The organism is Vibrio sp. 1249-1 (genome assembly GCF_033340495.1).
The window spans coordinates 1-618 of record NZ_JAWOWJ010000756.1 but is presented as its reverse complement, the minus strand read 5'-3'; the positions used below and the strand labels follow the sequence as shown (position 1 = coordinate 618).

Annotated in this window: 1 pseudogene; it reads left to right on the top strand. The window is 47.9% G+C overall.

The features are described from left to right. Positions 1-618 (top strand): annotated as a pseudogene (locus R7Z50_RS28745) (GGDEF domain-containing protein); the annotation flags it as partial.

The following is a 618-nucleotide window of genomic DNA, read 5'->3' as shown; positions in this document are numbered from 1 at the left end:
GCAGATTTACATCATCAGTGACCATTCGGTGACTGGTGCAATTCTTCGCGACGAGATTGACGATTTTATCCAACAACATGACCGTTATCGCAACAAGATCACTCAACTTGTCCCTGACAATGTTGAAGCATTGAAGAAAAAAATCGCTCAACTCAATAAAGAAAATGTGGTGCTGTTTTGGACTTACTACCGCGACAAAGATGGTGTGGTCGGCAGCGAGCGTGACTGGATTCAGATCAACAAGGCCTCCAACGCGCCATTGTTTATGGTGCACGATGTAGGATTGGGTCATGGCGCGGTGGGCGGCGTGATTCAAAGTGGTTATCGCCAAGGTGTTGAAGCGGCTAGATTACTTGAACAGGTGCTCGACCACCCACAAGAACCATTACCTCCGGTGGTGAATGGCGATTCTGAAATCAAGCTCGATTATCAAGCTGTAGTGCGCTGGGGGCTGGGTGCTGAGCAAGAGGTCTCTGCGGTATTTTTTAATAAACCGATGAAGTTTTCTGAGCGTTTTGCCAAAGAAATTCGCTTGTTTGGTAGCCTGTTTGTGGTGATGTCGGTGGTCATTTTGTTGATGGGGTACTATTTACAGCGGATGCGTCGCAGCGAGAGTGC